The organism is Terribium retamae, from assembly GCF_022347545.1.
GTDB lineage: Bacteria > Pseudomonadota > Alphaproteobacteria > Rhizobiales > Rhizobiaceae > Mesorhizobium > Mesorhizobium retamae.
The window spans coordinates 71,953-95,226 of the sequence record NZ_JAKREW010000002.1 but is presented as its reverse complement, the minus strand read 5'-3'; the positions used below and the strand labels follow the sequence as shown (position 1 = coordinate 95,226).

The following is a 23,274-nucleotide window of genomic DNA, read 5'->3' as shown; positions in this document are numbered from 1 at the left end:
GTTCAGCGATCAGCCGGTGCGGTCGACAGACCGTGCCGGCCATCCAGGCGCCGCGTCATCGCATCGAGCGACGGCCACGGCGGACCCTCGCGCAGGGTGTGGATGAGGTGTTCGCCCCAGCGCCGGCCGTCTGGAAACTGGTCGTCCGCGTCCCACCGCCACGCGGCGACCATGACGAGCACGAGGGCACGGCATTCGTTCAGCAAAGCATGATCGACGTCGGGATAGTGCTCGACGACCGCATCAGGCACATGCGCCAGGTCGAATTCCACCGGCCCACAGCAAAATGTCTCGAGGTCGATGAACAGCGGCCCGAACCTGGTGGCCAGCAGGTTGCCCGGATGTGGTTCGCCGTGCAGCAGCTGCTCCGCAGCGCCCTTGTCGACGATTGTTCGTATGAGGTTCTTCAGCATGCCGCCGAGAAATTCCCGGTCCGCGTCGGCCAGTTCAGGCGTCAGGTGACGGTTGACCAGAAGTCGTTCTGCTTCCGCGACCCGGTCGGTGAAATGCGGCGTGGCAATCCCGATCTTCCGCATACCGACGTGCAGGCGCCGCAGTGAGCCCGCATAATCGACCGGCGCGACGTCAGGCATCCCGGAAGCGTAGTGGGTCCAAAACGTAACCGCGAAACCATCGCGCTCGTAGACACGCGACGGAACGCGGGGCTCGAGCGCAGCTGCGGGGCTGCCGGTCTCAGCGAGTAGCCCGGCGAGCTCGATCTCGGACTGCATCAGGTGATCCCCTGAGGGCGCGACCCGGGCAAGTGTGTCACAGGGCAGGAGGTGCAAGGTGAGCGTGTTCGAATTCTGAAGAACAACGGCATGATCAACCGTCAGTTCCAAGGTCGAGGCGATCGATTTGGCCGCAGCCACGGCACCCGAGACATCGGTAGCTTCCAAGAAACGACTCCGTCTTCATCTGCATCTGTCCGCAGACCCAGCCCAGGGCTCGGTAATGGACGATTTGGTGGAACCTTACTTGCGTCGAGTCCGTAGAAGAAGATTACACCGCGACCTAAGCCAAGGAGCTGCGACGATGATCCGCACTCTCAGCCTCGTTGGTGCACCCTCAAGCGCCGGCGCTTATGCGCCAGGGCAGGAGAAGGCTCCGGCAGCTTTTCGGCGCAATGGATTGGTTCCGGCGCTAATGGAATACGGCCTACACGTGAATGACCGTGGAGATACACCAGGCTTTCGTTGGCGGCCGGACCACCAACGTCCCAAGGCCATGAATCTCGATGCAGTACAACGGACAGCTGCTGCCGTGGCCGACAAGGTCGGAGGTGCGTTGGCCAACGGCGAAGCGGTGTTCGTACTCGGCGGCGATTGCACGGTCGAACTGGGAACCGTGGCCGGTGCGTTGCGCGATGAACCTTCGGTCGGACTCATCTACATCGATTTCGACGTCGACTTGAATTCACCGGCGACGAGTGACGGCGCACTTGATTGGACCGGCGTTGCTCATCTGCTCGACCTCCCGGATACGGAGGCGGCATTGAGCGGCCTTGGCCCGCGTCGGCCGATGCTCAGTCCGGCCGATGTGCTGTATTTCGCTTCAGAAAACATCACTCCCGCCGAGAACAAGGCGGTGGACGCGCTCCGTCTCGAGCGCATCGGCCTCGCGGAGGTCGAAGAAGATCCGATCGGCGCGGCCCGGCGAGCGGTGGATTGGGGCGCGCGTCACAAGCGCCTTCTTATCCATCTCGACGTCGATGTACTGAATTTTACCGACTTTCCTATCGCTGAGAATACTCGGCGTTGCGATGGCTTGAGTTTCGAAGCCCTCTCAGCGGCGCTTGCGCCCTTGGTCGCGGCTCCCAACTGGCGTGCGCTGACGATAACTGAAGTCAACCCCGATCATACGCCCAATGAGCGTGAAGCCTTTGGCCGTTTGATCGCCATGCTGTCCGAGGCGTTGTCAGCGTAATCCAGTATGGAATTGGCGGAGAAGGAGGGATTCGAACCCCCGATACCCTTGCGAGTATGCCGCATTTCGAGTGCGGTGCTTTCAACCACTCAGCCACTTCTCCGCAGCGTGGTCGGCCTTGCCGGCGCGGCGCACTAGATAACGGGTGCTTGGCCGGGACACAAGGCCCTAAATGGCCTGATTTCGGCCCTTTTTGGCGAAGCCGGCTGGCCTTTGCCTTGACTCACCGCGAAGCTACGGTTATGGACGGCCCGCATTCGGCGTGGGGGATTCTCCGCGCCGCTTGTTTTTTGAACCCGCAGACTGACAAAAAGACGGCCGAACCGCCCCGATAGGACAAGCGGTTCAACAAGGCCGACCGAACAGCGAAAGGCAAAAAATGTTCGCAGTCATCAAAACGGGCGGCAAGCAGTATCGCGTTGCCGCCAACGATGTGCTCAAGATCGAGAAGCTCGAGGCCAATGTCGGCGACGTCGTCGAAATCGGCCAGGTTCTGGCGCATGGCGAAGGCGAGAACGTCGTGATCGGCGCTCCGTTCGTCGACGGCGCGGTGGTCACCGCCGAAGTCGTCGAGCAGGGCAAGAACCGCACCGTCATCGCTTTCAAGAAGCGCCGCCGGCAGAATTCGCGCCGCAAGATCGGCCACCGCCAGCTGCAGACCACCGTGCGCATCTCCGAGATTCTGGTCGCCGGTGCCAAGCCTTCCAAGAAGGCGGCTGCAAAGGCCGAAGTGAAGGCGGAAACCGCAGCAGAGGCCAAGGCCGAAGCCGCTCCGAAGAAGGAGAAGGCTGCGCCGAAGAAGGCCAAGGCCGAGGACGCCGCTGAGTAAGACTGCTGAGGCGGCAGAAGCCGCCTGAGTAGACTTGAAACGGAACGCGAACGCGTTCATAAGGGTTTTGAGGCGCCCCCGCGGCGCAAAGGAGCAATGAAATGGCACACAAGAAAGCTGGCGGTTCGTCGCGCAACGGTCGCGATTCGGAATCCAAGCGCCTTGGCGTGAAGAAGTTCGGCAGCGAAGCCGTCGTCGCAGGCAACATTATTATTCGTCAACGTGGCACCAAGTGGCATGCCGGCACCAATGTCGGCATGGGCAAGGACCATACCCTGTTTGCGCTGGAAGCCGGTGTCGTAGCCTTCAATAAAAAAGCCAATGGCCGAACCTACGTGTCGGTAAACCCGACTCTTAAGGCCGCGGAGTAGCCGGTTCCGCACCACGACACCGGCACCCCATCTCGGGAACCGGTGTCTGGCCAAGCCAGGAAAAGGATCAGGGGAGATGGGTGACCATCTCCCCTTTTTCTCGTGCCTGGAGGACTTTCAACATGGTTGCCGAAGCGGACTACACGGACGACGGAGGCTTCACGATCGATCAGCCGGTGCTGCGCACCGAGCGCCTGGTGATGCGTCCGCCATGCGAGGCGGATATCGATCAATTGGTGGCGCTCGCCGACAACCGCCATGTTGCCGAAATGCTTGCCCGCATGCCGCATCCCTATGGCGTCGAAGAAGCCCGCAGCTTCCTGGCGATGGCGCGAGCACCGCGTGGCGGCGTGGTCTACGCGCTGACGCTCGCCGAAAACGGAGCCTTTCTCGGTTGCGCCGGGCTGAACAGCACCGACCGCGGCCTTGAACTCGGCTACTGGATCGGCGAGCCGCATTGGAAGCGTGGCTACGCCACCGAGGCGGCGCATGCTCTGGTCGACCTCGCCTTCACGCGCACGACCATCCAGGTCCTGCACGCCTCCACCCGGGTGATCAATCCGGCGTCGCGCCGGGTCATCCACAAGTGCGGCTTCCAGTATGCCGGACAGGGCATGCTGAATTCGATGGTTGCCGGTCAGGTCCCCGTCGAGCGCTACCGGCTCGACCGCAAGACCTGGACGAGCCTGAGAAGCTGGGTGCGGTTGTAACTCGTTCGGCCGGCGGCATTCGGACAATGGATGTCGCCAGCTTCAAGCGGGAACAGGCAAGACAATGACCCCAATGACGTCACCTGCCATCGTGCCAATGGCTGAAGCCCATATCGAGAGCTTTCATCGTGCGCTCGATATCGTGGCGCAGGAGCGTAGATATCTTATCTTTCTGGAAGCGCCGCCGCTGGCGACCACGCGCGATTTCGTGCGCGGCATGATCGAGAATCGCAATCCGCAATTCGTGGCGCTGGTGGAGCGTGAAGTCGTTGGCTGGTGCGATATTTCGCGCCTCGAGAGGCCCGTTGTGGCGCATCGGGGAACGCTCGGCATGGGAATCGTGCCGGATTATCGTGGGCGCGGGCTTGGCCGGCAATTGATCGAGACGACGCTTACGGAAGGGCGCCGGCAAGGCATTGTGCGTGTCGAGCTGTCCGCCTATGCCGACAATGCACGCGCCATCGCCCTCTATCGTAAAGTCGGGTTCGTCCAGGAAGGCGTCGAACGCGATGCGGCCTGCATCGATGGCCGCTATTGCGACATGATCCTCATGGCGTTGATCGACAAGGCAAACCGAGATGCGTGGCGATCAACGATCTAGAGCGGAATGCGATTTTTGTGAATCGTCATTCCGCTCGAATTCAGCCGAGTTCGAGCCATACGGGCAGATGGTCGGAGCCGTCCGCCCCGCGGTCGACCCAGAGGCGCTTCAGCGAGCCCGCCAGCGAAGCGCTGGTGAAGATGTAGTCGATGCGCTTGTGGCGGCTTTCGTCCTTCGGTCGTTCAGGGTCGACCCAGGTGACGAGATCCGTCTCCCCGACGGCCAGCCGCACGGCGGCGTCGACGGCAAGGTCGGCGCTGAGATGCAGGCCGAATTCGTGATCGGGCAGGCCGGCGAATTCGACATATTCGGGCGAACCGGCCAGCATGTTGAAGTCGCCCATCACGACAAAAGCTTCGGGGCACGGCGGCTCCGGCAGGCCGATCTCGTCGAGGCCGCTCAGGCCGCCGCCTTCGATCGGATAGCTGAGCACACGGTCTCGCAGGAAGCGGATCTGCCTTGCGCGCTCGACGGGATTGCGATGATCGAGATGGGTCGAATAGAAGCGCACGAAGCCGAGCGGCGTCTCGACGAGGGCTTCGATGGCGCCGCGCTGGAAGTTCATGGTGCCGACGGATCGGCTTCGCGGCAGAAGCAGGTTGCGCGAGAGATGGATCGGTGTCTTCGAGAGCACCATGTTACCGAGCTGGAACGTGACCGTGCAGGCGCGGCCGCCAACGATCGACGAGCCGATATTCGCTTCGAAATTGGAGCCATAGACGGCAAAATACTCCGGCAAAGCTTCGCCGATCGCGGCCACCATGTCGTGTCCGCCATTGCGCGGATTGTTGCGCGACACCTCCTGGAGGGCGATGACGTCGGCGCCGCGGACGGTATCGGCAATGCGGGCGAGGTCGTAGCGGCCGTCGAGGCCGATGCCGTACTGGATGTTGTAAGAGACAATCCGCATAACCAACTCTCCCGCCTCCGGCCGCAAAATCGGCCGTGCCTGCTTTCGCTCTAGGCCTTTCCATGGTTTAGAGCAGACAGGTTCATGAAACTCCATAGCAACAGAAATCGCGTCCGATGAAATTCCTCGATCAGGCCAAGGTCTATATCCGCTCCGGCGACGGCGGTGCCGGCGCCGTCTCGTTCCGGCGCGAGAAGTTCATCGAATTCGGTGGGCCGGACGGTGGCGATGGCGGCCGCGGCGGCGATGTCTGGGTCGAGGTGGTCAACGGGCTGAACACGCTGATCGACTATCGCTACCAGCAGCATTTCCGCGCCAAGACCGGCGTTCACGGCATGGGTCGCAACCGCACCGGTGCCAAGGGGGCCGATGTGACGCTGAAAGTACCGGCCGGCACGCAGATCTATGCCGAGGACAACGAGACGCTGATCTGCGACCTGACCGAGGAAGGCCAGCGCTTCCGTCTGGCAGCCGGCGGAAATGGCGGTTTCGGCAACCAGCATTTCAAGACGTCGACCAATCAGGCGCCGCGGCGCGCCAATCCAGGCCTGCCGGGCGAGGAACTGACGATCTGGCTGCGGCTCAAGCTGATCGCCGATGCCGGGCTCGTCGGCCTGCCGAATGCCGGCAAATCAACCTTCCTTGCCGCTGTCACGGCAGCAAAGCCGAAGATCGCCGACTACCCGTTCACGACGCTGCATCCGGGCCTCGGCGTCGCGCGCATCGACGCGCGCGAGTTCGTGCTGGCCGATATTCCCGGCCTGATCGAGGGCGCACATGAGGGCGTCGGTATCGGCGACCGTTTCCTCGGCCATGTCGAGCGCACGCGCGTGTTGCTGCATCTGGTCTCGGCGCAGGAGGAAAGTCCGGGCAAGGCTTACAAGACCGTGCGCAAGGAGCTGGAAGCCTATGGTCACGGGCTGGCGGACAAGGTCGAGGTCGTTGCGCTCTCACAGGCCGACACTTTGGACGAGGATGAACGCAAGAAGAAGCTGGCTTCGCTGAAACGCGCGGCCGGCCGTGCGCCGTTCCTGGTCTCGGCAGTCACGGGCGAAGGTGTCGAAGCGGTGTTGCGCGCGCTGATGGCCGTGGTGGCCGAGGCGCGTGAAGCCGTGTCGGCAAAAGTCGAGACGCGCTGGGAACCATAGGAATGTCCGTGCAGTCTCTGAAGAAATACCGCCGCATCACGGTCAAGATCGGCTCGGCGCTGCTGGTCGACCGCACAACCGGGTTGAAGCGCGAATGGCTGGCCTCGCTGGCGCAGGATATCGGCACGCTGGCCGCCCACGGTGCGGAAGTGCTCGTCGTATCCTCCGGCGCCATTGCGCTCGGCCGCACAATCCTCGGGCTCGGCAAACGCGCCTTGAAGCTCGAGGAAAGCCAGGCCGCCGCCGCCGTCGGGCAGATCGCATTGGCTGGTGCGTGGTCGGATGCCCTTGGCGGTCATGGCCTGAAATCAGGTCAGATCCTGCTCACTTTGGGCGATACCGAGGAGCGTCGGCGCTATCTCAATGCGCGCGCCACCATCTCGACCTTGCTCAAGATGAAGGCGGTGCCGGTCATCAACGAGAACGACACGGTGGCGACGTCCGAAATCCGCTATGGCGACAACGATCGTCTGGCGGCGCGTGTCGCCACAATGATGGGCGCCGACCTCCTGGTGCTGCTTTCCGACATCGATGGGCTTTATACGGCACCGCCGGCACGCGATCCAAATGCCGAGTTCATTCCGGTCGTCGAGCGCATCACGCCGGATATCGAAGCGATGGCGGGTGCCGCGGCCTCCGAACTGTCGCGTGGCGGCATGCGCACCAAGCTCGATGCCGGCAAGATCGCCAATGCGGCAGGCACTGCGATGGTCATCACCTCGGGCACGCGTCTGTCGCCGCTGATGGCGATCGAACGCGGCGAGCGCGCCACCTTCTTCAAACCGAGCCCGACGCCGGTGAAAGGTTACAAGACCTGGATCGCGGGACAACTCGAGCCGGCGGGGCGACTAACCGTCGATGCCGGCGCCATCGGCGCGCTGATGTCAGGCAAATCCTTGTTGCCGGCGGGCGTGAAATTGGTCAGCGGCAATTTTGCACGTGGCGATACCGTTGCTATCCTGTCGCCCGAAGGGCGCGAGATCGCACGCGGGTTGGTTGCCTATGATGCCGCCGATGCCGTAAGAATCGCCGGTCTCAAGACGGCCGAGATCGAAACGGTTCTCGGCTATGAGGCGCGCTCGGCGATGATCCACCGTGACGATCTGGTGGTCAGCCATGCCGGGCAAAGTGGAGAATGAGCATGCTGAAGCTGCATGAAGGGTCGGCGGCCGATACGGGCCAGCTGATGGCTGCAATCGGCCGCAAGGCGCGCGCCGCCGTTCGGCCGCTCGCCATTGCGTCGACCGCTGCCAAGAATGCCGCTCTCTCGGCGATGGCCGATGCCATCCTGCGCAACGAAAAAGAAATCCTGGAAGCCAATGCCATCGATGTGGCGAATGGCGAGGAAGCAGGACTTTCGCCGTCCTTCATGGACCGTTTGAAACTCAACCCGGCACGTATCGGCGCCATGAGCGACGGTATCCGTGAAATCGCTGCGCTGAAGGATCCGGTCGGCGACGTGATCGCCGAATGGGACCGCCCGAACGGCTTGAATATCGAGCGCGTCCGCACGCCGCTCGGCGTCATCGGCGTGATCTATGAGAGCCGTCCGAATGTGACGGCGGATGCCGGGGCGCTGTGCCTGAAGGCCGGCAATGCGGTGGTGCTGCGCGGCGGCTCCGACTCGATCAATTCGTCTGCCGCCATCCATGCCTGCCTCGTCGAAGGGCTGAAGGCGGCCGGGCTGCCGGAAGATGCAATCCAGCTGGTGCCGACCACCGATCGCGCTGCCGTCGGCGAGATGCTGAAGGGCCTGTCCGGCAATCTGGACGTCATCATTCCGCGTGGCGGGCGCAGCCTTGTCGAGCGCGTGCAGACCGAGGCCCGGGTTCCGGTCTTCGCGCATCTCGAAGGCATCTGTCATCTCTACATCGACAAGTCGGCCGATCTCGCCATGGCGGTGAAGATCGCAGTCAACGCCAAGATGCGGCGCACCGGCATCTGTGGGGCGGCGGAAACGCTGCTGATCGACCGCGCCGTGGCCTCCACGCATCTCGTTCCGGTGCTGGAAGCCTTGCGCGATGCCGGCTGCGAACTCCATGCCGATGCCGATGTGCTGAAGGCGTTTTCCGATGCGACACCGGCAACGGATGCGGACTGGGTGACAGAATATCTCGATGCCATCATTGCAGTGAAGCTGGTTGACGGCGTCGGCGGCGCCATCGAGCATATCGAGACGTTTTCCTCGCATCACACCGAGGCGATCGTGGCCGAGGATGCTGCCGCCGTAGAGCGCTTCTTCAACGAAATCGATTCCGCCATCCTGCTGCATAACGCGTCCACGCAATTCGCCGATGGCGGCGAGTTCGGCATGGGGGCCGAAATCGGCATCGCCACCGGCAAGATGCACGCGCGCGGGCCGGTCGGCGTGGAACAGCTCACTTCGTTCAAATATCGCGTGCGCGGCAATGGGCAGGTGCGGCCTTAGCGCCGCTCCCGTGTCCAGGCGGTTGGGGACCAGAATTTGAGATCCGATGGACCTCCGACCGAGACTGGCCAAGGAATTGAAGCTGCGCGCAAGCCGGACGGTTTTCCTGCGCAGTACCTGCGCATGCCCTATGTTGAAAAGGGCATGCAGGTCGGCCTGTTCGGAGGGTCGTTCAACCCGCCGCACGCCGGCCATGCGCTTGTCGCCGAGATTGCCCTGAGAAGACTTGCCCTCGACCAACTGTGGTGGATCGTCACGCCGGGAAATCCGTTGAAGAGCACACGCGAGCTCGCACCGCTCGCCGAACGCATCCGGCTTTCGGAAAAGATCTCCAGGAACCCGCGCATCAAGGTGACAGCCTTCGAGGCCAGCCACCATATACGCTATACGGCCGATACGCTGGCGCTGGTGCGTGCCAAGAACCCGGGTGTCGATTTCGTCTGGATCATGGGAGCGGATTCCCTGCGCGACTTCCATCATTGGCAGCGCTGGCGCCAGATCGCCATGACGTTCCCGATTGCCGTGATCGACCGGCCGGGGGCGACCTTGTCTTTCCTGTCGTCGGTCGTCGCCAAGACCTTCGACTATGCCCGCGTCGACGAAGGTGACGCCCCCATTCTGGCGCATATGCGGGCGCCGGCCTGGACCTTCATCCATGGTCCGCGTTCGCTGCTGTCGTCGACTGCGATACGGCGGGCAGCAAAGAAATAGCGCTTTTCCAAGACAGATCAGCGCTTTGATGGGCAAATGTGAGCCGACAGCGTTTTCGTTTCACGGAAACGCGGATACGCTCCAAGGCATTGTTTTTCCGTAATTCCGGACGCAAAACCGCTGCGCACTTTTGCTGGAATTACTCCCGGCTTGTCTTGAAACTGCAATGCGACTCTGCCTATCTAATTAGCGTCACCTGATTTTGTTGGTGACTTCGTTGTTCTTGTCGCGAAAGGAAAGACACTGAGAACAGCACTGCGGAAGAAGGCCGACATCGTGCCTTCGGCGGCCGGGATAGGCGGCATCGACGCCTCGGCCCGCGCCATCAAGACAGTCCTTGCCAGTCTGGAAGACTCCAAGGCCGAAAACATCGTCTCCATCGACATCCAGGGAAAATCGAGCCTTGGCGACTACATGGTCGTCGCGTCGGGCCGATCGAACCGTCATGTGACGGCGGTTGCCGATCATCTCCTCAAAGCGCTCAAGGACGCCGGCTACGGCGATGCGCGTGTCGAGGGGCTGGCCAGCGCCGACTGGGTGCTGATCGATTCCGGCGATATCATCGTCCACGTCTTCCGACCCGAGGTGCGTGACTTCTACAATCTTGAAAAGATGTGGCAGGCACCCGACCTTGAAGAAGAGACCCTCCACTGAGCCGTAAGGCTTCTTAGAGGCAGGGATGAAGATCATCATACATGCCGTGGGCCGGATGAAAGCCGGCCCCGAAAGGGATTTGGCAGCTCGTTACTTCGACCGCTTCGCGAAAAGTGGTCCCGCGATCGGCCTGGAATTCTCCGGCGTTACCGAAGTTCCCGAAAGCCGTGGCCAGACCGCCAGCGAACGCCGGCGCGAGGAAGGCCAGAAGCTCCAGACCCAGCTGCAGCCAGGTGGAGCATTGATCCTGCTTGACGAGCGGGGACGGCATTTTTCCTCCGAAGAGTTCGCAGGTCGCATCGGATTGTTTCGCGATGGCGGCCGCAAAGCCGTGGTCTTAGCCATCGGTGGCGCCGACGGCCACGACCAGTCGCTGCGTGACCAGGCCGATCTGGTGGTCTCATTGGGCGCCATGACTTGGCCGCATCAACTGGTGCGGGTCATGCTGGGTGAACAGCTCTACCGGGCAGCGACGATCCTTGCGGGTCATCCCTATCATCGTTCATAGCTCTTGACCGATTTTCGCCCCATTGCGGCCTGAGAAGCCCTGGGTGCTGAAGGGGCGAGCACTTATGGTTGATGGTTCGTTAACGAAGCCGGAAATACAGTCAGGCTTCCATGATTGAGCGTGCAAGATCGAAAACCGGCTTCGTGCGCGGCTGCTTGATTGCCGCCGCGCTCGTCGCGTCGTTTTCGGCAAAGGCGGAAGATACGCCCGAGGCTGCACCCGATGCTGACGGGAATCGCGCCGAATATGAACGGATCTCCAGGGAAATCACGCTTTCGGCGGAGCGCCTGAGCAAGCTCGCCGCCGACATCGCCACGGTGAAGAAAGACTCCGCGTCGATTACCGCCGCACTCATCCAGTCTGCCAAGACCGAGCAGAAGCTCGGGCAGGATATCGAAGACATCAGCGGCAAGCTGGACGGCCTCAAAGACCAGGAGAAAAAGCTACGCGAATCGCTGGCGGCGCGCCGTGATGTGCTTGCGGAAGTGCTGGGTGCACTGCAGCGCATGGGGCTCAACCCGCCTCCAGCCATCCTGGTCAAACCGGAAGACGCGTTGTCTTCCGTGCGCAGTGCGATCCTTCTCGGCGCCGTGGTGCCGGAACTGCGCCAGCGAGCCGAGGTCGTCCTGGCCGAATTGAAGGAACTGACGCGAGTGACGACTTCGATCGAGGCGGAGCGAACGCGGCTCACCGCCGCCGTCACCGACCAGGTGGCGGAGAAGCAGCGGCTCAATCTTTTGCTGCAGGCAAAGGAAAAACTGCAGGCCGAAACCGAAACGGCTCTCGTGGACGAGCAGAAGAAGGCCCGCGATCTTGCCGCGAAAGCCTCCAGTCTCAAAGATTTGATCGCTTCCCTAGACGCCGAGGCGGAAAAGACACGCAAGGCAGCCGAAAAGGCGAGGCAGGACGCGGCTGCTCAGGCTGATGCCGATGCAAAGGCGGCAGCCGCCGCTGTTCCGGAAGCGAACCGCCTTGCCTCATCCGCTCCGTTTTCCGCCCTGCAGGGCCAGGTTGCCTTGCCCGTTACCGGCAAGATCCGGCGCCGTTTCGGCGGTGAGGACGGCACCGGCGGCACCATGCAGGGTGACATGGTTGCGACACAATCGGGCGCCATCGTGACCGCGCCGGCGGATGGGAGCGTCCTTTATGCGGGACCATTTCGTTCCTATGGGCAACTCTTGATCCTGAACGCCGGCGACGGCTATCATGTCGTCCTGGCGGGAATGAGCAAATTGAACGTAGCGGCAGGCCAAGCCGTGCTCGCGGGCGAACCAATCGGTGCCATGGGCGAAGCCCGTGTGGCGAGCACGTCGGCAACGCAGAATGGAAATACCACGCCGGAACTCTACATCGAGTTCCGCAAGGATGGAAAACCCGTCGATCCTAACCCATGGTGGGCGGAGCGATTCTCTGGAAGGACGTGAAATGATGCGGAAACTGTCGCTCTTGGTTGCCGGCGCGCTGATGGGTGCGTCTGCCATGAGCCTGGTCTATGGGGTTCCAAGTTCCGCGGCGAACGCGGCAGGCTCCGAAACCTATAAGCAGCTTGCGATCTTCGGTGACATCTTCGAACGCGTGCGCGCGCAATATGTGACGCCGCCGGACGACAAGTCGCTGGTGGAAAATGCCATCAACGGCATGCTGTCTTCGCTCGATCCCCATTCGTCCTACATGAATTCCGAGCAGGCGCAGGATATGCGCGTGCAGACCAAGGGCGAGTTCGGCGGCCTGGGCATCGAAGTCACGATGGAAAACGACCTCGTCAAGGTCATCGCCCCGATCGACGACACGCCCGCCGCCAAGGCCGGTGTTCTGGCCGGCGACTACATCGCCAAGATCGATGGCGACGAAGTGCGCGGCCTGACGCTGAACGATGCCGTCGACAAGATGCGCGGCGCGGTCAACACGCCGATCAAGCTGACCATCCTGCGCCAAGGCGCAGACAAGCCGATCGAGCTGACCGTCGTGCGCGACATCATCAAGGTCAAGGCAGTGAAATTCAGGGTCGAGAACGACATCGGCTATATGAAGATCAACTCCTTCACCGAAAAGACCTATGACGACCTGCAGAACGCGATCGCCGAGATCAAGAAGCAGGTGCCCAAGGACAAGCTGAAAGGCTATGTGCTCGACCTGCGGCTCAATCCGGGCGGTCTGCTCGATCAGGCCGTTTCGGTTTCCGACGCATTCCTGAAGCGAGGCGAGATCGTTTCGACGCGCGGCCGCGATCCGAAGGACGTGACCCGCTTCGACGCCAAGACCAAGACGACCGACGAGATCGACGGCAAGCCGCTGGTGGTGCTCGTCAACGGCGGCTCGGCCAGCGCCTCGGAGATCGTTGCCGGCGCGCTGCAGGATATGAAGCGCGCAACCGTGGTGGGCACGCAGTCCTTCGGCAAGGGTTCAGTGCAGACCATCATCCCGCTCGGCGAGAACGGGGCGCTGCGCCTGACGACGGCGCTCTACTACACCCCGTCCGGCAAATCGATCCAGGGCAAGGGCATCACGCCCGACATCAAGGTCGATCAGCCGGTGCCGGCCGAGTTGCAGGGACGTGACCTGACCCGCGGGGAGTCGGACCTCAAGGGCCATATCAAGGGTGTCGAGGAGAGCTCGCAGGGCTCGGGCTCGGCCGCCTACGTGCCGCCGGATCCGAAGAATGACCTGCAGCTGATCTTCGCCGAACAGCTGCTGCGCGGCGAAAAGACTGATCCAGCCTTCCCGCCGAACCCAGACAAGGCGGTGATGAACCAGTAAAGCTGGCGTTCTTCCAAAGGACACTGGCTGCTCGAACGCAGCAATGCGATGCTGCCGGAACCGCAAGGTTCCGGCAGTTTGATTCGGAGGCTTGCGTAGAACGTCGTGCAGGCGGCAGGGGTTGGCGGCTTGGCAGATTTCACCAAGGAGATCGAGCGTCCACTCGGACAATCAGTCCGAGCGTCTGCGTCGCGTCCCGCGCGACGGTTCAGCCGCGGCCAGGCAGCAGGGATTTTAGGCGTTTTGGCTGTGATCGGTGCTTCGACGCTGATCGCCTTCGGCGAAAAGCCGTTCCGCAAGCCTGTGGTTGTCGCCACTCCGGCACCCCAGGACGTGAAGCCGGCTGAGGCTGTGGCTCAGACGCCGGCTGCAGAGCCAAAACCGATACCGCAGCCGAAAAAGAACGACGGCCCGCAGATCATCCGCGTTCAGCCCACCGATACGGGCGGGCAAGCCGGTATCGTCATCCAGGACGCTTCCGCGGTCGGCCAGAATCTTTCCGTCGCGCATCTGCCTGACAAGGCGCTGATCGAAGACGGCGAAGGCGGTCCCCTGCCGACCCGGTCGGCGGATGGGCGACGGCCGTTCGATGTCTATGCCCGTCCCTGGTCCGGTACGCGTGGCGCCCGGGTCGCCATTGTCATTGGGGGACTTGCCGTGTCGCAGACAGGTACGCAATCGGCGATCGCCAAACTGCCGGGCGAAGTGACGCTCGCCTTTGCCTCGCAAGGCAACAGCATCGGCCGTTGGATGCAGGAGGCGCGCCGGCGCGGCCATGAGATCATCATGCAACTGCCATTGGAACCGTTCGATTATCCCAATGTGAATCCGGGCCGCAACACGCTGACCGTCGATGCCAGCGAGGAAGAAAACCTCAACAACCTGCGCTGGGTGCTGTCGCGTACCACGAATTACACGGCAGTGATGAACTATATGGGTGCGCGCTTCTCGTCCGACCCGGAGGCCTTCGGACCGGTGATGGCAGAACTCGCCAGGCGGGGCATCGGGTATCTCGACGACGGCTCCTCGGCACGTAGCGTGGCGCCCGATCTTGCAAAGAAGGACGGCGTGCCGCTGGCGATTGCCGATACCGCGATCGACAGCGTGCAGGAACGCGGCGCCATCTTGAAGAAACTCGACGAACTGGAGGCGACGGCGCGCGCCAAGGGATATGCGGTTGGCACGGGTTCAGCTTTCAACGTTACCGTCGATGCCGTGGTCTCCTGGGTGAACGAAGCCAAGAAGCGCGGCATCGAGATCGTGCCGATCTCGGCAGTGGCGATCGATCCCGAACGGAAATGAGCATGGCAAAGAAGAAACTCGTCGACCCTGAAACCTTGCCCTACCGGCCCTGCGTCGGCGTCATGGTGCTGAACAGCCAAGGCCTGGTCTGGGTGGGGCATCGCATCGCCGAACCAGACAGCGAGTTTGCCGGCACGCAGCTCTGGCAGATGCCTCAGGGCGGTATCGACCAAGGCGAAGAGCCGTTTGTGGCCGCCACGCGCGAAATCTACGAGGAGACCGGGATGAAGAGTCTCGATCTTCTCGCCGAGGCTCCGCGCTGGATCAACTACGACCTGCCGCGCGAACTGGTCGGCATCGCCTTCAAGGGCCGCTATCGCGGCCAGACGCAGAAATGGTTCGCGTTCCGCTTTCGCGGCGATGAAGACGAGATCAAGATCAACCCGCCTCCTGGCGGGCATGATGCGGAGTTCGACGACTGGGGCTGGAAGCCGATGACCGACCTGCCCGGTCTCATCGTGCCGTTCAAGCGCAAGGTCTACGAAGAGGTCGTTGCGGCTTTCCGGCATCTGGTGGCATAACGATTGCAAGAGCCAATCGTATTGCTGCACGGGGGCGAAGATGGTCGATGCCGCCAGGATTGCAGGAGCTAGAGCAATTCCAGGAAAAGTGTGTTGCGGTTTTCCGTCCGGAATTGCGTAAAAACAAGGAGATAGAGCGTTTCACCGTTTCCATGAAACGGGGAAACGCTTTAGACCACCCGAATTGACTGGAACGACGCCTCATACGCATACCCAGCCCGATGAAGCGGCGGCCGGAGCCATTCTCACCATCGATCTCGGTGCAATACGCGAAAACTACCGTCGCCTGAAGGCGCGCCTTGACGGCGTCGCCTGTGCCGGTGTCGTCAAGGCCGACGGTTATGGGCTGGGTGCCGTGGAAGTGGCGAACGCCTTGCGCAAGGAGGGTTGCGATACTTTCTTTGTCGCGCACCTTTGGGAGGGTATCGTATTGCGCGACGCCCTGGGTGCGGCGCCGACGATTTTCGTCCTGCATGGTTTTCTGCCTGGCTCGGAGGCGCAGGGCGAAGCCGCCGCACTCACGCCTGTCGTCAACAGCACAGCGCAGCTTGTTGCCTGGCGCGACCTCGCACATCGACTTGGCAAGAAGCTGCCGGCTGCAATCCAGATCGACAGCGGCATGTCGCGCATCGGCATGGCGCCGGTCGAGGTCGAAGCGTTGGCGGCCGATCCGTCCGGTTTCGACGGCATTGAACTCAAGCTGGTGATGAGCCATCTCGCCTGCGCCGACGAGCCCGAGCACGGCGCCAACGAGGCCGAGCGGCTGGAATTCGACCGGCTGCGCAAGATGCTGCCGCCGGCGCCGCTGTCTTTTGCCAACTCCTCGGGCATCTTTCTCGGCAAGCCCTATCATCATGATCTGGCCCGACCGGGGGCGGCGCTTTACGGTATCAACCCGACGCCGGGTCACGGGAATCCCATGCAGCCCGTAGTCAAGCTGGAAGCCAAGGTGATCCAGACCCGGCAGATCGATGCCGGAGCGGGTGTCGGCTACGGTCACACTTTTCACGCCTCGGGCCCGCTTCGAACTGCGACGATCGCTCTGGGTTACGCCGATGGCTGGCACCGCCGAACCTCGGCGGCCGCGTTCTTCGAAGGGATAAAATTGCCCTTTATCGGCCGGGTATCGATGGACTCGATCATCCTCGATATTTCGGCGTTGCCGGCAGGGCGTCTCCGAGAAGGCGATCTTGTCGAACTCATCGGGCCTTCTCACCCGCTCGATACGGTGGCGGATGTTGCCGGCACGATCGGTTACGAGGTGCTGACCAGCCTCGGTCACCGTTTTCACCGGCGCTACATCGGCGGCTGAGCGGTTTTGTCGTGCTTGACAAGCCGTGCCGGGTCGGCAAGGCTCGTCGCATGAGCACCTCTGCCCATAACCGGACCTGTTTCAGGATCTGCCCTATCGCGGGAGCGTAGCCCCGGCGCGGACGCTTTTGTGCGTCCGTCCGTACCGGGGCTTTTTTCAAAACCAGACATGAAATTCGAGCTGAAGGCGGCGTGAGTGCGCGTGTCGGTTCGATCCAAGGCCGCGCCCTCTGTGCGGCCGGCCGCGCATCGCCTCGATGCGTTACCAACACGAAAGGTTCCACCATGCAAAGATCGATCAAGGTTCGTCCGCCCGATACCATATTGGTGTCAGCCACCGATCACGGCCGCCTGACCGGCCTGGCGCGGGCATCGCTCGACCGTTTGCCCGATACCGCCGAAGAACTGCTTTCCGAAATGGACCGCGCAACGGTCGCAACAGCCGGTGCGTTACCCGACAATGTAGTGCGCATGGGCTCCACGATCGTCGCTCGCAATGGCGGCGGCGCCGAACAGCGTATGACATTGGTCTATCCAGCTGACGCCGATATCGCTGCTCAACGAATTTCCGTGCTCACCCCGCTTGGTACTGCCCTTATCGGCGCGCAAGTCGGCCATTGCGTGCAGTGGACGACTCGCGACGGCCGCGAGATGATGCTCGATATTGTCGAAGTCCTGCCGCCGCATGCGGACCGGACCTGAGGCGAGGTACGGACATGAACAAGATCTGCCGCCTCACCACCAAGGACTTCGCAATCCTGGAAACGATGCTGGAGCGCCGGCGCGCGGTGAACGACCCGCTCGCCCCCCTTTTGGAGAAGAAGCTCGCTAACGCCAGTGTGGTGTTGATCGATACCGTCGATGCCGATGTCGTCACAATCAACAGCCGCGTCACCTTCCGCATTGGCGCCAATCCCGCGGAGACGCGGACAGTGATCCAAAACGAAGTGCGCGGCATCGTCGGGGCTAGCCTGCCGGTAACGACGCCATGGGGACTTTCGCTGCTTGGCTTGGCAGAGGGCGAGACCGGCCTTGTCGAAAGACCGAGTGGCGAGACGGAGCCGATTCGCGTCGTCAAAGTGTTGTTCCAGCCGGAAGCGGCGCGCCGTGCGAGTGTTGCCCGGCAAGCTCGGCCAACGCTCAGACTGGTCTACAGTGCCAATAGCATTGTGCCACCACTTGGCGCGGTGGAGAAAATCCGGCAGACAGGGCCCGATGACGATCCCGGCGGCCCAACTGCGGCGTGACCGGGGCAGGAGCGCCATTCGTTCATTGGACGCAAAGGCGCTTTGGGTTTGAGGTTGCGTATCGTGCCTGCCAAAGATCATTTTTGATCGAGGGCGGATGCGCTGGAGCTGAATGCGGTCAAAAGCATTTCGCTTCATTTGGTTTTTTTGTCGCATGATTCCGAAACTTCAGGGTCATGTCCTAGGAGCGGGGCGTATGAGAATTCTAGTGCTTGGCAGCGGCGTGATCGGTGTGACCGCTGCCTATTATCTGGCGGAGGCCGGCCATGAGGTGACGGTGGTGGATCGCCAAGGCGGTCCGGCACTGGAAACCAGCTTCGGCAATGCCGGCGAGGTATCGCCAGGTTACTCCTCGCCTTGGGCCGGCCCCGGCGTTCCGGTCAAGGCGATCAAGTGGCTTCTGATGCATTTCGGTCCGCTGGTGATCCGCCCCAAGGTCGACCCGGCCATGGTGTCCTGGGTGCTGAAGATGCTGCGCAACTGCACCGAGGCGCGTTATGCCGTGAACAAGGCTCGCATGGTGCCGATCGCCGAATACAGCCGCGATTGCCTGAAGGCGCTGCGCGCCGAGATCGGCATCCAGTATGACGATCGCGCTAAGGGCACCCTGCAGTTGTTCCGCAACCAGAAGCAGCTCGACGGCACGGCCGGTGATATCGAAGTGCTGAAGCAGTTCGGTGTGCCCTATGAAGTACTCGATCCGGCTGGCTGCATCGGCGCGGAGCCGGCGCTTGCCAATGTCGAAGGCAAGTTCGTCGGCGGCCTCCGATTGCCCGGTGACGAAACGGGCGACTGCAAGATGTTCACCGAGCGACTGGCTGAACATGCAGCCAAACGTGGCGTCACCTTCCGCTTCAATACCTCGATCAAGGGCATCGCCATCGAAGGCGGCCGCATAGCCGGCGTCGACACAAGCGAAGGGCTGCTGACGGCGGATGCCTATGTCTGTGCACTCGGCAGCTATTCCCCGATCATGCTGAAGCCGCTCGGCCTTTCGATCCCGGTCTATCCGATCAAGGGATATTCGATCACGGTGCCCATCACCAATGCATCCGGCGCCCCGGAATCGACCGTCATGGACGAGACCTACAAGGTAGCAATCACGCGCCTCGGCGACCGCATCCGTGTCGGCGGCACGGCCGAGATTTCGGGCTATGACCTGGCTCTGCGTCCGGCGCGACGCGCGACACTCGAACATTCGGTGACCGATTTGTTCCCGCGTGGCGGCGACGTGTCCAAGGCCAGTTTCTGGTGCGGGCTCAGGCCGATGACACCGGACGGTCCGCCGATCATCGGCAAGACACGCTACGACAACCTTTTCCTCTCCACCGGCCACGGCACGCTGGGATGGACCATGGCCTGTGGATCGGGCCGGGTGCTGGCCGACATCGTGTCGGGCAAGAAGCCGGACATCGACGTCAGCGAACTCGGCATGTCCCGCTACGCCTAGAGCGTTTCCGTTTTTACGGAAACGCGGAAACGCTCTAACTTTTTGTTTTCGTAGCATTTTTGTAACGCCAAGTGATTCCGCTTGGCTACAAAATGCTTCTAGGCTGATGTCTCCAAACACGCCGAAACATCGCTACGTTCGGCGTGTTGGATGGTTGTGCAGGCTTCGTTACTTTTTCAACGAGCGCGGCTGCTCTTCCGACTGATACATCGAGATCTGGTGGCCGTCCGGGTCTGCGATCTCGGCCGACCATCCCCCCGGGGCATGGCTGACAGGCGTGACGATGGTGGCGCCTTTTTCGGCCAGGCCGGCAACGACATCGTCAATGCCGCCCTCCGCGATCTCGAAGACGATGATGGGCGAATTGCCCGGTCGTGATTCCTGCTGGAAGAAAATCAGTTCGATGCCGTTGGCGGTCTTCGCCATCAGCCAGCCATGGCCATCACCGTCGTCGCCCATATTGTCGATATCGAGACCGAGAACGTCGCGATAGAAGGTCTCGGTGCGGGCGATGTCGGTGACGAAATAGCAGATGCTGCCAAGCTTTCTGTTGCGAAACACGGGTGTCTATTCCTGAGTTGAGGGTTTGCGTTCGCCCTGTTGCCGCGCCACCCGGATTTGTGAGGGGATGCTCACCAAAAAAAGATGACCGTCGGGGTCATGGCTGGCGAGAAGCACGCCGTCGCGTCGCGCCGGTCCCAGCAAAGCGCGGCGGATGCGCCCGAAATGCAGCGTTCCGTCGAGCCCGGGAATCTCTTCGAACCGATGCCCGCCGGCATCGCGCCATCGCCGCCTGATTTCGGCGATACGCTGTCGCAAAGCAGGATCCGACAGGCGCAGCAGCCAGGTGATTTCCTGGCGCGTGTGGCCAGTCAGCGCCAGAAGCGCGGTGGTTCGCAGTGCCGCCGGTAGCTCTGCCACAAAAGTCCTTGGCATGCCCTCCTGTGCGGAGGATGCGGTTGCCGGTTCGGCTTGCCAACGGGTTTCGCGCTGTCTGCGCCGGATGGCCGTGCGCGCCTCGAATGCGGCCCGCTTGCGGATGGCGCCCTGCAACCATCGGCGGTTGTCGGGACAGGAGAGATCCGAACGACCGGCCTCGATCGCCGAGAGCAGCACCGCTTGTAGCAGATCTTCCGCTTCGTCCGGTCGTCTCGACGCGCGTTGGGCCTGGCGAAGCAGTTCCACATAGGGTCGTGACAACACGTATCTCTCCCGAGCAATTCGCTCGGCCTCTGTGTTCTGACGCAATTCCGGACGGAAAACCGCTACACACTTTTCCTGGAATTGCTCAAAGAAACAGGGCGCGATCCTTTTCGACAAGCCCGGCAATGAAGGATGCCACCACCTGAATACGCCGCAGCTGCCGCACGCTCTCATGATAGACGAGCCAATAGGCGCGGCGAATGGGAGGAGCGGCATCCACGGGCACCAGTTCTGGCATCGAGCGGGCAACAAAAGTGTGCAGGATGCCGACGCCGGCTCCGGAACGCACTGCTTCGGCCTGGCCCATGGCAGACGATATGGCGAAGGTGGAATGCCAGTCGTGGCTGAATTCGGCGGCATAGTCGAGCGACTGACTGACGATCAGATCCGGCACATAGCCGATCAAAGGATGGTCCTTCAGTTCTGACCGGCTCTGCGGCAGGCCGTGCTTTTCGGCGTAAGGCCGAGAGGCGTAGAGACCGAGCGTATAGTCGACCAGCTTGCCGGCAACGAGCCGGCCTTCGGTCGGTCGTTCGACGGTGATCGCGATATCCGCTTCGCGGCGCGAAAGGGAAAACGACCGCGGCACCGGCACCAACTGCACCGTGAGTTCCCGGTGTAAGGCGGTCAGCGCGCCGAGCCGCGGCGCGAGATAAGCGACCCCGAAGCCGTCAGGCGCACCAATGCGGACCGTGCCGGAAATGTCGTCGCCTTCACCGGCAACCGTGGAACGGGCGGCGATCATTTCGGCTTCCATGCGCTCAGCGATGTCGAGGAACCGTTCGCCAGCAGGCGTCAGCTCCGAGCCGGTGGTGAGCCGCCTGAATAGCTTGGTACGCAAAGCTTCTTCCAGAGTGGCGATACGCCGGGACACCGTGGCATGGTTCAATTCGAGGCGCTTGGCCGCTCCAAGGATCTGGCCGGAGCGGGCAACGGCAAGGAAGATGCGCACGTCATCCCAGTTCATGATGTCTCCATGGCGATCGCGATTTGCTGGTGGCAGCGACGGGAAAGGTCACCATATCTTTGCGTCGTTTGATGCTTATGTCCAGGCCGATCTATAATTCATGCACAACGGCTGCGATTTCCCTCGCGTTGCCTTCCGGGCTCGAAAGGGGGACAATGACATCATCAAAATCCAGGGAGAGAACCATGATTGACTACGGTCATTTCATCGGCGGCAAGCGCGTCGCTGGCACCAGCGGGCGCAAGCAGGATGTGATGCAGCCGATGGACGGCTCCGTGCGCGGCACAGTTGCGCTGGCTTCCAAATCGGAACTCCGCGCGGCAGTGGAGAACGCCAAGGCGGCGCAGGTGAAATGGGCTGCCGTCAATCCGCAGCGCCGCGTGCGCGTGCTGATGAAGTTCCTGGAACTCGCCAACCGCGAATATGACTCGCTCGCCGACATTCTGGCCCGCGAACACGGCAAGACCATTGCCGACGCCAAGGGCGACATCCAGCGCGGCCTGGAAGTGGTCGAAGTCTGCATCGGCGCGCCGCACATGATGAAGGGCGAATTCACCGACGGCGCCGGCCCTGGCATCGACGTTTATTCGATGCGCCAGCCGCTCGGCGTGGTTGCCGGCATCACCCCCTTCAACTTCCCGGCCATGATCCCGCTCTGGAAGATCGCGCCGGCGATCGCCTGCGGCAACGCCTTCATCCTCAAGCCGTCCGAACGCGATCCGGGCGTGCCGCTGCGCATTGCCGAGCTGTTCATCGAGGCCGGCCTGCCGGAAGGCGTCCTCAATGTCGTCAACGGCGACAAGGAAGTGGTCGACGCCATTCTCGACGACCCGGACATCAAAGCCATCGGCTTCGTCGGCTCGACGCCGATCGCGCAGTACATCTATTCGCGTGGTTGTGCGGCCGGCAAGCGCGTGCAGTGCTTCGGCGGTGCCAAGAACCACATGATCATCATGCCCGATGCCGACATGGATCAGACCGTCGACGCGCTGATTGGCGCCGGTTACGGCTCGGCAGGCGAGCGTTGCATGGCGATTTCGGTCGCGGTTCCGGTCGGCAACGATACCGCCAACCGTCTGATGGAAAAGCTGATCCCGCGTGTCGAAAGCCTGAAGGTCGGCCCTTCGACCGATTCCGCCGCCGATTTCGGTCCGGTTGTGACCAAGCAGGCGCTGGAGCGCATCAAGGGGTACGTCGACCTCGGCGTGAAGGAAGGCGCCAAACTTGTTGTCGACGGCCGTGGCTTCAAGATGCAGGGCTATGAGAATGGCTACTACATGGGCGGCTGCCTGTTCGACGAAGTGACTCCTGACATGACGATCTACAAGGAAGAGATCTTCGGCCCGGTGCTTTCGGTGGTGCGTGCGCCACGTTACGAGGATGCGATCAAGCTCGCTAACGATCACGAGATGGGTAATGGCGTTGCCATCTTCACCCGCGACGGCGATGCGGCCCGCGACTTCGCAAGCCGCGTCCAGGTCGGTATGGTCGGCGTGAACGTGCCGATCCCGGTTCCGATCGCCTACTATACTTTCGGTGGCTGGAAGGCATCGTCCTTCGGCGACCTCAACCAGCACGGCCCGGACGCGTTCCGCTTCTACACCAAGACCAAGACGGTCACGTCGCGCTGGCCGTCAGGTATCAAGGACGGTGCGGAATTCGTCATTCCGACGATGAATTGATTTCCCAGGCAGTGAAATTGAACGGGCGCGAAGGCGCC

24 protein-coding genes, 1 tRNA gene and 1 pseudogene are annotated in these 23,274 nt (G+C 62.1%); 20 read left to right on the top strand and 6 right to left on the bottom strand.

From position 1 onward, the window contains the following. Nucleotides 1-2: 2 nt before the first annotated feature. On the bottom strand, nt 3-899 hold the full coding sequence (locus L4923_RS03915) for a phosphotransferase (RefSeq protein ID WP_239362198.1): 897 nt from the start codon (nt 897-899) through the stop codon (nt 3-5). Between the two features lie 55 nt (nt 900-954). Between L4923_RS03915 and L4923_RS03910 the strand changes: the two genes are divergently transcribed. Further along, a complete protein-coding gene (locus L4923_RS03910; protein ID WP_343302648.1) occupies nt 955-1,926 on the top strand; it encodes an arginase family protein in 972 nt (323 codons plus the stop codon). A gap of 13 nt (nt 1,927-1,939) precedes the next feature. Here L4923_RS03910 and L4923_RS03905 read toward each other — a convergent pair. Beyond that, nucleotides 1,940-2,029: transfer RNA gene (locus L4923_RS03905), tRNA-Ser, on the bottom strand. Nucleotides 2,030-2,305: 276 nt separating this feature from the next. On the opposite strand from L4923_RS03905, the pseudogene rplU reads away from it, so the two are divergent. From rplU to L4923_RS03885, 4 genes and pseudogenes are all read left to right on the top strand, one after another. Then, nucleotides 2,306-2,749 (top strand): annotated as a pseudogene (rplU, locus tag L4923_RS03900) (50S ribosomal protein L21); the annotation flags it as partial. A 107-nt stretch (nt 2,750-2,856) separates the two neighbouring features. Beyond that, nucleotides 2,857-3,126 carry a 50S ribosomal protein L27 gene (gene rpmA, locus L4923_RS03895; RefSeq protein WP_144222850.1) on the top strand — a complete coding sequence of 90 codons (270 nt, stop codon included), beginning with the start codon at nt 2,857-2,859 and terminating at the stop codon, nt 3,124-3,126. 122 nt (nt 3,127-3,248) lie between these two features. Continuing rightward, nucleotides 3,249-3,836 (top strand): GNAT family N-acetyltransferase, encoded by a 588-nt coding sequence (locus L4923_RS03890; RefSeq protein WP_239362196.1) that lies wholly within the window; start codon nt 3,249-3,251, stop codon nt 3,834-3,836. Between the two features lie 64 nt (nt 3,837-3,900). Next, a complete protein-coding gene (locus L4923_RS03885) occupies nt 3,901-4,437 on the top strand; it encodes a GNAT family N-acetyltransferase (protein ID WP_239362195.1) in 537 nt (178 codons plus the stop codon). Between the two features lie 40 nt (nt 4,438-4,477). Here the strand turns inward: L4923_RS03885 and L4923_RS03880 are convergent, their stop codons facing one another. After that, the gene (locus L4923_RS03880; RefSeq protein ID WP_239362194.1) at nt 4,478-5,347 is read right to left on the bottom strand and encodes an endonuclease/exonuclease/phosphatase family protein; all 870 of its coding nucleotides are present in this window, start codon (nt 5,345-5,347) and stop codon (nt 4,478-4,480) included. A gap of 116 nt (nt 5,348-5,463) precedes the next feature. Between L4923_RS03880 and obgE the strand changes: the two genes are divergently transcribed. From obgE to L4923_RS03810, 14 genes are all read left to right on the top strand, one after another. Next, complete coding sequence (gene obgE, locus L4923_RS03875) at nt 5,464-6,495, top strand: GTPase ObgE (protein WP_239362192.1); 1,032 nt, start codon at nt 5,464-5,466, stop codon at nt 6,493-6,495. Nucleotides 6,496-6,503: 8 nt separating this feature from the next. After that, nucleotides 6,504-7,634, top strand: coding sequence for a glutamate 5-kinase (gene proB / locus L4923_RS03870; RefSeq protein WP_239362473.1), 1,131 nt, complete (start codon nt 6,504-6,506; stop codon nt 7,632-7,634). A gap of 2 nt (nt 7,635-7,636) precedes the next feature. Then, nucleotides 7,637-8,923, top strand: coding sequence for a glutamate-5-semialdehyde dehydrogenase (locus L4923_RS03865; protein ID WP_239362191.1), 1,287 nt, complete (start codon nt 7,637-7,639; stop codon nt 8,921-8,923). A 123-nt stretch (nt 8,924-9,046) separates the two neighbouring features. Next, nucleotides 9,047-9,634: a nicotinate-nucleotide adenylyltransferase gene (locus tag L4923_RS03860; protein ID WP_239362470.1), complete on the top strand. Its 588-nt coding sequence runs from the start codon at nt 9,047-9,049 to the stop codon at nt 9,632-9,634. Between the two features lie 276 nt (nt 9,635-9,910). Beyond that, nucleotides 9,911-10,288: a ribosome silencing factor gene (gene rsfS, locus L4923_RS03855; protein ID WP_054309842.1), complete on the top strand. Its 378-nt coding sequence runs from the start codon at nt 9,911-9,913 to the stop codon at nt 10,286-10,288. A gap of 25 nt (nt 10,289-10,313) precedes the next feature. Next, the gene (gene rlmH / locus L4923_RS03850) at nt 10,314-10,796 is read left to right on the top strand and encodes a 23S rRNA (pseudouridine(1915)-N(3))-methyltransferase RlmH (RefSeq protein ID WP_239362190.1); all 483 of its coding nucleotides are present in this window, start codon (nt 10,314-10,316) and stop codon (nt 10,794-10,796) included. 110 nt (nt 10,797-10,906) lie between these two features. Beyond that, the gene (locus L4923_RS03845; RefSeq protein WP_239362189.1) at nt 10,907-12,220 is read left to right on the top strand and encodes a murein hydrolase activator EnvC family protein; all 1,314 of its coding nucleotides are present in this window, start codon (nt 10,907-10,909) and stop codon (nt 12,218-12,220) included. A gap of 1 nt (nt 12,221) precedes the next feature. Beyond that, on the top strand, nt 12,222-13,553 hold the full coding sequence (locus L4923_RS03840) for a S41 family peptidase (protein WP_239362188.1): 1,332 nt from the start codon (nt 12,222-12,224) through the stop codon (nt 13,551-13,553). A 129-nt stretch (nt 13,554-13,682) separates the two neighbouring features. After that, the gene (locus L4923_RS03835; RefSeq protein ID WP_239362187.1) at nt 13,683-14,855 is read left to right on the top strand and encodes a divergent polysaccharide deacetylase family protein; all 1,173 of its coding nucleotides are present in this window, start codon (nt 13,683-13,685) and stop codon (nt 14,853-14,855) included. Between the two features lie 2 nt (nt 14,856-14,857). Then, nucleotides 14,858-15,376 (top strand): RNA pyrophosphohydrolase, encoded by a 519-nt coding sequence (locus L4923_RS03830; RefSeq protein WP_239362185.1) that lies wholly within the window; start codon nt 14,858-14,860, stop codon nt 15,374-15,376. 184 nt (nt 15,377-15,560) lie between these two features. Beyond that, nucleotides 15,561-16,688 carry an alanine racemase gene (alr, locus tag L4923_RS03825; protein WP_239362183.1) on the top strand — a complete coding sequence of 376 codons (1,128 nt, stop codon included), beginning with the start codon at nt 15,561-15,563 and terminating at the stop codon, nt 16,686-16,688. 284 nt (nt 16,689-16,972) lie between these two features. Next, the gene (gene rnk / locus L4923_RS03820; protein ID WP_239362182.1) at nt 16,973-17,389 is read left to right on the top strand and encodes a nucleoside diphosphate kinase regulator; all 417 of its coding nucleotides are present in this window, start codon (nt 16,973-16,975) and stop codon (nt 17,387-17,389) included. A 14-nt stretch (nt 17,390-17,403) separates the two neighbouring features. Continuing rightward, the gene (locus L4923_RS03815; RefSeq protein WP_239362181.1) at nt 17,404-17,934 is read left to right on the top strand and encodes a GreA/GreB family elongation factor; all 531 of its coding nucleotides are present in this window, start codon (nt 17,404-17,406) and stop codon (nt 17,932-17,934) included. Between the two features lie 196 nt (nt 17,935-18,130). After that, entirely contained in the window at nt 18,131-19,384 is a 1,254-nt protein-coding gene (locus tag L4923_RS03810) for a D-amino acid dehydrogenase (protein ID WP_239362180.1), read from the top strand. A gap of 168 nt (nt 19,385-19,552) precedes the next feature. Here L4923_RS03810 and L4923_RS03805 read toward each other — a convergent pair whose 3' ends face one another. The 3 genes from L4923_RS03805 to L4923_RS03795 form a co-directional block, all read right to left on the bottom strand. Then, nucleotides 19,553-19,945 (bottom strand): VOC family protein, encoded by a 393-nt coding sequence (locus L4923_RS03805; protein ID WP_239362179.1) that lies wholly within the window; start codon nt 19,943-19,945, stop codon nt 19,553-19,555. Nucleotides 19,946-19,951: 6 nt separating this feature from the next. Further along, the gene (locus L4923_RS03800) at nt 19,952-20,587 is read right to left on the bottom strand and encodes an RNA polymerase sigma factor (RefSeq protein WP_239362178.1); all 636 of its coding nucleotides are present in this window, start codon (nt 20,585-20,587) and stop codon (nt 19,952-19,954) included. Between the two features lie 85 nt (nt 20,588-20,672). Continuing rightward, nucleotides 20,673-21,554, bottom strand: coding sequence for a LysR family transcriptional regulator (locus tag L4923_RS03795; RefSeq protein WP_239362177.1), 882 nt, complete (start codon nt 21,552-21,554; stop codon nt 20,673-20,675). Nucleotides 21,555-21,739: 185 nt separating this feature from the next. Here L4923_RS03795 and L4923_RS03790 point away from each other — a divergent pair, with 185 nt between their 5' ends. Beyond that, entirely contained in the window at nt 21,740-23,236 is a 1,497-nt protein-coding gene (locus L4923_RS03790) for a CoA-acylating methylmalonate-semialdehyde dehydrogenase (RefSeq protein WP_239362176.1), read from the top strand. Nucleotides 23,237-23,274: the final 38 nt, after the last annotated feature.